This window comes from Puniceicoccus vermicola (genome assembly GCF_014230055.1).
In the GTDB taxonomy this organism is placed as follows: Bacteria; Verrucomicrobiota; Verrucomicrobiia; order Opitutales; family Puniceicoccaceae; genus Puniceicoccus; species Puniceicoccus vermicola.
The window spans coordinates 1-9,141 of record NZ_JACHVA010000095.1 but is presented as its reverse complement, the minus strand read 5'-3'; the positions used below and the strand labels follow the sequence as shown (position 1 = coordinate 9,141).

General features: G+C 53.4%; 8 protein-coding genes. 1 reads left to right on the top strand and 7 read right to left on the bottom strand.

What is annotated here, in order from left to right:
• Positions 1 to 113: 113 nt before the first annotated feature.
• From ltrA to H5P30_RS12040, 3 genes are all read right to left on the bottom strand, one after another.
• A complete protein-coding gene (ltrA, locus tag H5P30_RS12050) occupies positions 114 to 1,421 on the bottom strand; it encodes a group II intron reverse transcriptase/maturase (RefSeq protein ID WP_185692383.1) in 1,308 nt (435 codons plus the stop codon).
• 967 nt (positions 1,422 to 2,388) lie between these two features.
• The gene (locus H5P30_RS12045; protein ID WP_185693188.1) at positions 2,389 to 2,865 is read right to left on the bottom strand and encodes a hypothetical protein; all 477 of its coding nucleotides are present in this window, start codon (positions 2,863 to 2,865) and stop codon (positions 2,389 to 2,391) included.
• 32 nt (positions 2,866 to 2,897) lie between these two features.
• Positions 2,898 to 3,500 (bottom strand): alpha/beta hydrolase, encoded by a 603-nt coding sequence (locus tag H5P30_RS12040; RefSeq protein ID WP_185693187.1) that lies wholly within the window; start codon positions 3,498 to 3,500, stop codon positions 2,898 to 2,900.
• Between the two features lie 317 nt (positions 3,501 to 3,817).
• On the opposite strand from H5P30_RS12040, the gene H5P30_RS12035 reads away from it, so the two are divergent.
• Positions 3,818 to 5,152 (top strand): integron integrase, encoded by a 1,335-nt coding sequence (locus tag H5P30_RS12035; protein ID WP_185693186.1) that lies wholly within the window; start codon positions 3,818 to 3,820, stop codon positions 5,150 to 5,152.
• A gap of 206 nt (positions 5,153 to 5,358) precedes the next feature.
• Here the strand turns inward: H5P30_RS12035 and H5P30_RS12030 are convergent, their stop codons facing one another.
• The 4 genes from H5P30_RS12030 to H5P30_RS12015 all read right to left on the bottom strand — a co-directional run bounded on the left by H5P30_RS12030 (position 5,359) and on the right by H5P30_RS12015 (position 8,916).
• Positions 5,359 to 6,057 (bottom strand): glycyl-radical enzyme activating protein, encoded by a 699-nt coding sequence (locus H5P30_RS12030; protein WP_185693185.1) that lies wholly within the window; start codon positions 6,055 to 6,057, stop codon positions 5,359 to 5,361.
• Between the two features lie 4 nt (positions 6,058 to 6,061).
• On the bottom strand, positions 6,062 to 7,894 hold the full coding sequence (locus H5P30_RS12025) for a pyruvate formate lyase family protein (RefSeq protein WP_185693184.1): 1,833 nt from the start codon (positions 7,892 to 7,894) through the stop codon (positions 6,062 to 6,064).
• Positions 7,895 to 8,235: 341 nt separating this feature from the next.
• Positions 8,236 to 8,568, bottom strand: coding sequence for a helix-turn-helix domain-containing protein (locus H5P30_RS12020; RefSeq protein WP_185693183.1), 333 nt, complete (start codon positions 8,566 to 8,568; stop codon positions 8,236 to 8,238).
• A gap of 3 nt (positions 8,569 to 8,571) precedes the next feature.
• Positions 8,572 to 8,916, bottom strand: coding sequence for a type II toxin-antitoxin system RelE/ParE family toxin (locus H5P30_RS12015; RefSeq protein WP_185691055.1), 345 nt, complete (start codon positions 8,914 to 8,916; stop codon positions 8,572 to 8,574).
• Positions 8,917 to 9,141: the final 225 nt, after the last annotated feature.

Below are 9,141 nucleotides of genomic sequence, written 5' to 3'. Positions count from 1 at the left end.
GCATCAAGGTAGGACCGTCCGTTGCCGGACGGCCCCCTCGCAGATCCCTGCGTGCGGGACTACCGCACAGGGCTCCTCTGAGCGGTCGCGCAGTGGAGTGGACCGGGAGGCTTTCATCTGTAGGAGAGAGTCCATGAGACGGATCGTTGGAAGGGTTTTTCTACGATATGAGGGTTAGGGATAGCGAGGGTAATCCACATCCGGGAGAACCCCGTCCAGTTGTAGCTGAGTCTTTGGCTGCGGCGGTTCAGGGCACGGAAGATAATCTTCCGCGCCAGAGTCCAGTACTGCCAAAGGCGGTCCGAGTTCCCGATCACTCCGTAGTAGTTGAAGTAACCGGCAAACCTACGCCGGAGGATGACAGCCAGTTCCTTCAGAGGCCGACTCCGGTTATTCCGCATCCATTCTTTAAGCCCGGAGAGCGAAGCCCTGAACTTCTTCTTGGACGTTCGCCGTTTGACGGTGACCCGACCCTTGCGGGTCCGAGCCCAGTAGAACTCGAATCCCAGAAAGGCAAAACAGCCACTGCCTTCGAGATCGCACCGACTGAACCTCAGGATGGCACTCTTGTCAGCGGCCATGCTCAACCCGAACTTGGCCATTCGGCGTGGCAGTTCCGAAAAGAACCGCTCGGCCTCGCTGCCATATTCGAATCCGACGACAAAGTCATCTGCATAGCGCATGCAGACGTGCGCCCCCCGAAGACCTTTCGGCAAGACCTTCTCCACCCACAGGTCCAATGCGTAGTGCAGGTAGATGTTGGCCAGAACAGGCGAGATGATCCCCCCTTGCGGGGTTCCCGTTGCCGGGTGGATCACTTCACCGGCCTCTTGCAGGATTCCGGCTTTGAGCCACTTGCGGATTAGACGAATGAACGCTTGATCGTCCACCCGCTCCTCCAGCATCCGACACAGCCAGTTGTGATCGACGTTCTCGAAGAACCCCTCGATGTCCGCCTCCACTACCCAGTGCACTCGTTCGAGAACGAGTCGTTCGCGCAGTTCCTGGCTCGCATCGCGCGCTCCCCGCTTCGGCCGATACCCTTTACTCATATCCAGAAAGTCCGCTTCGTAAATTGCTTGCAGCAACTTGCTCGCGGCCATCTGAACGATCTTATCTTCCAACGCGGGTATGCCCAAAGGCCGCAGCCTACCGCCGCCCTTGGAGATAAACCGCCTCTTTACGTGCTGGGCCCGATACCGCTTGGCGACCAGACGCTCCAACAACCCACGCAGATTCCCGTCCAAGTCCTTCTCGTAGTTCTCCACGCTCACACCGTCCACTCCCGTGGCCGCGTGGCGACGAAGCTCGTAAAAGCTCTCGTACAGCATCGGCAGGTTGATCTCTCGATACAGAGAACGAAACCGATACTTCGGCTCCTTCCCCGCTTTCTCTCTCAGTCCGAGCAGGGTGCTTGACACGCTCTTGTTCGGGACAGTCCTTCCCGAGGCGTGTGCGCTTTGCCCGTGTAACCGCTCAGCCCGCTCCTTCCCCCCGTGATCGGCCCTACCGTCTCCGAGTAATACGAACGAGTCTGACTCCTGTTTGTCCTTCGACTGCATCTCCGGTTAGTTGATGCCTCCTACCTCTTTCCAGAGGAAACAAACAGGCCTCCCAAGTTCAAGGACGCTTCTTTGCATGCATGCCACGGCTTCGAACCCCGACGGGCCGAACAATGCCTTACCATTGCGGCATTGCCCGTGCTGACTTCCGCGCACGTTAAAACCGTCGTCACCCGCATCTGCACTCTTTACGGGGCTAAATTGCCTTCGGGGACTGCGACTCCCCTGCGGCCTGCATGCTTCCCTGTGTACGCTTCGTCGATGTCGTTCCGCCATCCCGACACGCTTCCATGTGGATAACGCATCGGGCTCCGCCTCTAAAAGCGGCAATCCTTCTAATGGCTTAGCTGACATCAGCGCAACACTCGGTAGTTTCTGTTTGGTTATTACTTTGAAACGTCCGGACTTTCACCGGACAAGAAGCGCCTCGCTTCGCTTGGCGCACTAACGTAGAGATCAGACGACCAGCCTGCGAGCTAGATCGTTCTGATGGATATTAGATTTCACGGGGCGGGTTATCTGGTTGTCTGTATCGACTGGTTGGGCCATTCGGGTCATCTCTGTTTGGCTTCGATTTTCTGTAGACTACAACACTGTAAGTGATGCCTGCAATCAGGACTACCGGGGCTATCCAAAGTCCGGCAACCCATCCAACAATAGACTCAGCGTAATTCCCTCCTTTTCCTAAGATTAATTTCGCGTATACACCAGCAACTAGAAATGTGGTAATGACTGGAGTAATCGCAGCGAGTAATACTGAGGCGAGTATTCCGAAAATCAGTTTCCATTTCATTTTCTTTGCACAACGTCGAGGATGGACGCGCCGTTAGGCGTTGTCCACTCCGTCTTGTTCGCTCATTTGGTTTAATTTGTTCTTTCGCTCAAGAACAAGTGCAATGATCCATAAGGGTATCATAACTGGCAATGAGGCCATTCCGATGAAGACAAAGGCGATCGGTCCTTGCGGATCAATGTGAATATAGAAGACGTCAATGTAGACCCACAAAAACCACGCAAAATATATAAGATTCGAGGCAAGCAATAGCACTGAGCTTCTCTTGGATTTCGCCCAGAGACCCAGGAGTAGAGTGGCTATCATTGGGCCGAATGAAAATGGCATAAACAACAGTAAGCCTGCTGGACTAGAAGCCTTGGTCAACAAAAGCAAAGAGGCGACTATGAAGACCATAAGGGAAGTCAGCCAAAGGGGATTTCCTATTCTTTCATTCCATTTCTTTTTTGGTCCCTCAACCCGAGGATAATGATGCCTCGGCTCAGGAATGCTCCATTTGAATGTCTTCATTTTTTAGCGAACGTCGAGGTGATACGCGGAGGTTAGCGCGGAGCGCTAACCGGAGTTGTATCGACCGACTGGTTCTCCTTTATTTTTTTCATGCATTCCATAGGGTGTGTCATCGCAATCAAATGTCCTCCATCGATTGGGTCTTCGACTTCGGTAGGACAAGGAATAACCAAGTCTCCTTTACCGTGAATCCTAATCAATCTCACATCGTTCTTTAGTCCATCCCAACTGAAGATCGCTTTGCACATAGACCGTATGAACCTAGCATCGGTGTGACTGAACATTCGTGCTAATTCGTTCGGGATAGACGACGAGGAGACCCTTAGAAACTCGAGCGGTGCCAGATCAACGAAAGGGTGCAGTATTCTAAGTATCGGTCTTATTTCTTCCTTATCTTTCGCACTTCCAACGAGAACCAAGGAGTGTAGTGAAAGTTGGTTCGCCACTTCTGAGGATACGATTCCTCCTAGTGAGGATCCTATCAATGTGTCTCCGTCTTTGATTTCGTGCTCTTCAATGATTCTCGATGCTAACTCTTGAATTGTAGATTCTCCAGCATAGGCAGGCCAATCATGAAACATGGCATCGGATAGCTCGTGCCATGGATCGGGATACATCGCTGATGTAGCTCCCATGCCTGGATAAACGTGAATCATTTATTTTTGGAGAACAGTGTTATTAGGGTAATTTTTGAACGGATCCAATGTCTAATGCATTTCTAATGGAGCAGGCGATCCTAAAGTATCTGGGATTGATAAGTTGTTAAACATAGGAGAGATAAAGAGCATTTTAGAACCGCATATGGGAGTCAGAATAGCTTTTCGGATTCTGATAGTTGAGAATGTGTTGCAATAACACGCGCGCGTGTTCGGTCGATCTAATTTGCATTTCGGAGCGAGATGCGACTTTTATTCTTGCGGTTAGTGAATTTATGTTCACCTATTGGTGTATGATGAAGTTCTACTCGTTTCCGCGATGGGCTGAAGTTCTTGAGAAACAACGCCTTTCAGACTCCGAGAAGCAGTCTTATCGGATCACCATCCAGTGGTATCTCGGGGATTTGAAGAAGCGCCGGCAGCGGGCTACGGTCGGATCGGCCCGTTTGTTCATCGAGGCCCGTATTCGGGAGCGGAAGCCAGAGGAGTGGATCGTCGAGCGTTGGCGGGAGGCGCTGAATTGGTTTTTCAAGAACGCAAAGAGCCGCACAGCGGCGGAGATCCAGAAGCCGATGACGGCCCGAACGGTCAAGGGTGAAGACGGTTCGCCGGATGGCAGGCGGGCCTACGGGGTGACCGTACGGGAGTATCAGGAGCGGGTGGCGCCCGAGCCACTTATCGAGGAGATGATTCGGCTGATGCGCGTCCGCCATCTTTCGTACCGGACCGAGGAGGCCTATATTGGCTGGGTGCGGAGGATGGAGGCCTTCGTCGCCGGAAAAAAGACGATGGAGGAATTCGGGGAGGAGGATCTGAAAGCTTTTCTGAGCCATCTGGCCGTTGAAGAGGGAGTCAGCGCGGGGACGCAACGGCAGGCCCTGAACGCCGGGGTCTTTTTCCTGAGGGAGTCGCGGCAAATGGAATTAGGCGACTTCAGTGACTACGTGGCGGCGAATCCCAACCGCTACTATCCGGTCGTCTACTCACAGGGAGAGATTCGTCGCTTGCTCGACCGGATGGAGGGTGTTTGGAAGTTGATGGCTCGATTACAGTATGGCTGCGGGCTGCGGATCTCAGAGCTGTGCCGCTTACGGGTGAAAGACATCGATCTTGAAAGGAAGAAGCTGACGATTCGTGCAGGCAAAGGGGACAAGGACCGGATGGTGCCGCTTCCGCGATCCACCATCGAGGATTTGCAGGCGTACTTGCAGGATGTTCGCACCGTTCATGATCTGGACAGTGAGGAGGGGCGCCCGGGTGTCTACCTGCCGAACGCTCTTGATCGAAAAATGCCAAAAGCGGGTGAGTCGTGGGCGTGGTTCTGGGCTTTTCCAATGAAGAGTCTTTCGCGCGATCCGCGCAATTCGGATGGGCCGCGGCGACGCCATCACATCCTCCCGAAAGCCTATCAAAGGGAGTTGAGCGTGGCTGCTCAGAAGGCGGACATTCCCAAACGGTCGAACTCCCACGCTCTGAGACATTCGTTCGCGACGCATCACTTGGAGAACGGGACCAACATCCGCACGGTGCAGCAATTTCTCGGGCACCAAACCGTGGAGACGACGATGATTTACCTCCATGTGATGGAGGATCAGGCCGAGCAATGTGTCAGTCCGCTGGACCGGGTGTGATCGGAAGGCACTAATGCTGAACGGAAAGGAATCAGCAAATGGCTAACGGATGCCGCGGGCTAAAGCACCGCGCTACGATTGAGGGATCACTTGGGTTGGCCACGTTACTGCTTTACGGCTCGTTCCCGGGGCACGGAGGAACCAAGTAGACGTCAAGATTTTTGACAATCTTGGAATTTGACTGGTGCGAGGAATGTAACGGGATACTAGAATTGCGGAACGGTCATTCCAAGGTCTTCGTATTTGGCGTTGCCGATCGTGTGATACGGAAGGCGCTCCAAGTACTCGATTCCGGGATGCTCTTCCCAACGGTCTAGAAAGGCTGCGTGTTCCGCGTCGTCGTTCACTCCCGGGATTATCGGGCATCGCAGGTGAATGCGGGCGCCCTGCTCCAGAAGCCAGTCGAGATTCTCCTGAATGAGGCTACCATCGACTCCGGTCCACTGGCGGTGGCCTGCAGCATTCCAGTGCTTGAGGTCGAAGTGAAAGAGATCCACCCACGGCAAGAGTTCCTGCAGCCCCTCGTGGGAGACCTGGCCACAAGTGTCTAAGCAAGTATGAATCCCTTCACACTTTGCTGCTTCGAGGAGCGCCCGGCAGAATTCAAACTGCACCGTTGGCTCACCGCCGGAGACGGTCATTCCCCCACCCGATGACTCGTAGAATGAACGATCCGCGCGAACGACTTCCATGACTTCTTTTACTGACATCCGCCGTCCGTAAACTTTCCCCGATTGACCGACTTGCGGTTCCCGCTTCTGGGATTCCGGGTTATGGCACCAGGCGCAACGTAGCGGACATCCCTTCAGGAAGACCGTAGTCCGAAGCCCCGGACCATCGTGCAATGATGCCCGTTGGATATCGAATATAATACCCGTTTCAATGACTGTCCCGTTTGCGCTCATTGAACTAATTCAGAGTTCTCGCCAAAACCTCTAGCTGACCTGGGCGCGGAAGGTCCACGAAGCGAATGCTAAATCCTCCTACTCGCACCATTAGATGTCCCCACTTTTCCGGTTCGCGCATCGCAGCTTCCATGTCATCCCGGGAAACTACGGTGATCATCGCTTGGGCACCTCCATGAAGAAAATAGGTCTTTATCAAGGCTTCGAACTTCGGCCTCATCTCTCCAAACCATTCTTTTGAGAATTTCATGTTTTGGACAGCTCCGGCGTGCAACGAAGGATCGAGCTTCACCAGGGAATTCAAAAAGGCCGTTACCCCGTTGAGATCGCTACCAGGAGATGGATTGTTCGCGTTGGCCATCGGTTGTCCGGACTTGCGCCCGTCGGCACTCGCGCAGGTCTTCCAACCGAGAACGGTGTTAGCCCAGTTATTGATCACCACGACCAGATAACTCGACAGCCCAACCTTCACAGCCTGCTTTGAAGCTTCATTGCAAATATGCTCATGAACCTTCCGCGCCATCGAGTCCGCCATTCCTTCGTCGTTTCCATACTTACTGACCTGACGGCAAGCTGCTTGGATCTCAGAAAAGCCTTCATAGTTGGCATCCATCGCCTCGACGAGCTGGGGCAAAGTATATCGCTTCTGGTTAAAGACCAGTTCCTGCAAAACGTGCAAACTATCGGCCGCATTCGTGTAGCCGTAAGTCTCCAAGCATCCTCCCAGGAAACGTGCGCCTCCACCAAAGGCGGACTTCTTTTGCTGCACGCAATCGGATGTCAATGCGCTGATAAAGGCCAATGGTGCCTCTTCCGCCATGACATCATACTCCAGTTTCTGCTGGTGAGCCAAAACAGCCACGTGATACTCAACAACCCGGCAATAGCTCTGCCATAGGGCATCGAAGTCTTGGTAGTCTGCGGCTGATGGAACATCTTCAACGACCTGACGCCCGTTATTGGGGTCGCGGCCGCTATGCAAAGTAATCTCCAAGGCCTTGAGCAAATTGATCACACCATTGGGAGACCCTTCGCTGTAGTGATTTAACACATACTCGCCACAACCGTAAGGAGTGTATTGCTCGGCGAGATCGGCACTCACCCCAAAAGCCTTCTGCACCGCCGGAATGTTGACCTCATCGTTGTAAAGCATCGGAAAGGTGCATCCCTCCCCGATCGCATCGATCGCTCGCTCCCACAACTCGGAATTTTGCCCGTCATAAAATCGTAGGGACAGTTGAGGCTGATTGAGGCGAACTTTCCGGGTCGCCTCGATCGCGAGCAGGGCGAATTCATCCGCAGCCGCTTCGTCGGGCCTCCCCCGCCCTCCGACGATTAGGCGATTGTCATACATATTGTCGTAAGAATGCATCAACCTCCAAAGACCACAGACCAACTCCAAAGCTTCCTCACGATTCAAGACTCCCTTATCCAAGTCGGCCTTAAGAAATGAGCCTAAAGCTACGTCGAGCCTACCGTAATTCCAAGTTCCGGAATGAAGGGCATAAAGCCAGAACAGTTGGATTGCTTCCCGGAAATGCCGTGGTGGTTTATTGCGGATCGCCAACAGCGTCTTAACCATTTCCTCAGAAACCGATCCGATGTAGGAATCGATTGTATCGCGCAAATGATCGGCTACGAACTTGAATGGTGTATCCGCCAGCTCGGCTTCCAAGCCATCCAATCCCAGTTGTAATAACCTTGGAAAATTCAGGCAGGAACCAGCCATCCGATAAAGGGGAAACGCGACCCCACTATCCTCCGTCCAAGCATCGGAAGGAAGGCGCTCCGCGACCCATTGCGGATAGCGGCCACGGACCTTCTCTACAGAGGACACCAAAAAGACGTCACGTCTTGATTCTTGACAATACTCGCACCTCTCGGGGGAAAGACCTTTTTCGCATCAGACGTGGCTTGACCAGCGCGGCCACTCCTACGGGGCGTATTGAAATCCGCGGTCCTCTTTTGCGGTTCTTGCGCTTTTTTGCGGCAATTCCGGATCTCCGGCGGGTAGGGTCGAACTTAGGGTCGTGATCCTGAACGACTTCCCATCCCAGCAACAGTCAAATTTATCATCTTCTCTACCCCCATAAAAGGAGAATTTCCGGACCAGCGGATATGGATTTCGGAGAAATGGCTCTCTCCATTCCTCTAAGGAGGAAGGGAGGCGCTCAAGCATCAGGCGGGAGCCATCTTCTCTCGCGCTACCCTTCTCCGCTTTGGCTTCGATACCTGATCCCGTAATTCAATGACCAATTCCTTTCCGAGAGCCTGAGCAACCTTGCGGAGTGTCGAGACACGCGCGTCACTGGCCCGATTCTCCAGCCGGGAGATTACCGACTTCTTCGTGTGAATGGCAGTCGCCAACTCTTCCTGGGTAACCCCCGCGCTTTGGCGAGCTTCCTTCAGGAGAACCCCGATGAGGAACTCTTGATAGCCCGATTCGTATGCTTCGGCAAAGGAAGGGTCGCGATCCTTGCGCTGTTGAATGTATTTATCGAGATCATCCATGGTTCATCCTTTTCTTAAGAAGTAATCTTTTCGCCGGCGCTCCGCCGTTTCGATTTCCTGTTTCGGTGTTTTCTGAGTCTTTTTGGCAAAGCCGCTGGCGAGAACGACGAGATTTTCGCCGTCCATGAAACCGAGAATCCGGAAGGCGTTGCCTCCGAACTCGACTCGAACCTCCCAGAGCTCCGTTCCTACCAATTTCTTGAAGTACTGAGTCGGTGGCCTTGGAAGGGTGCGGACCAGATCGAGCACCCAGGCAACTTTTTGGGCCTGCTTGCCATCGAGAGATTCAAGAAAATCCTCAACCGGGCAGGCTCCAGATTGCTGCCTGTAGAATTGGATTGATCGCACCCCAAAAAGTTAGCATATTCGCTAACCTCGTCAAGAGTCGATTGATAACCACTCCGTCGCCGTATGTAACCATAGGTGCGGGGAGAAACGCCACACAGGGAAAAAACCTTTGAGGAGGCCTTCCTCTCTCACGGAGCCCGCAAGGCGATGAGAATCGAAGAGGGAAAGATCCAGTGATTCGGAGAATACCCGTAAGAAGATTCTCCGGCATCTCTGTGTTTTCGG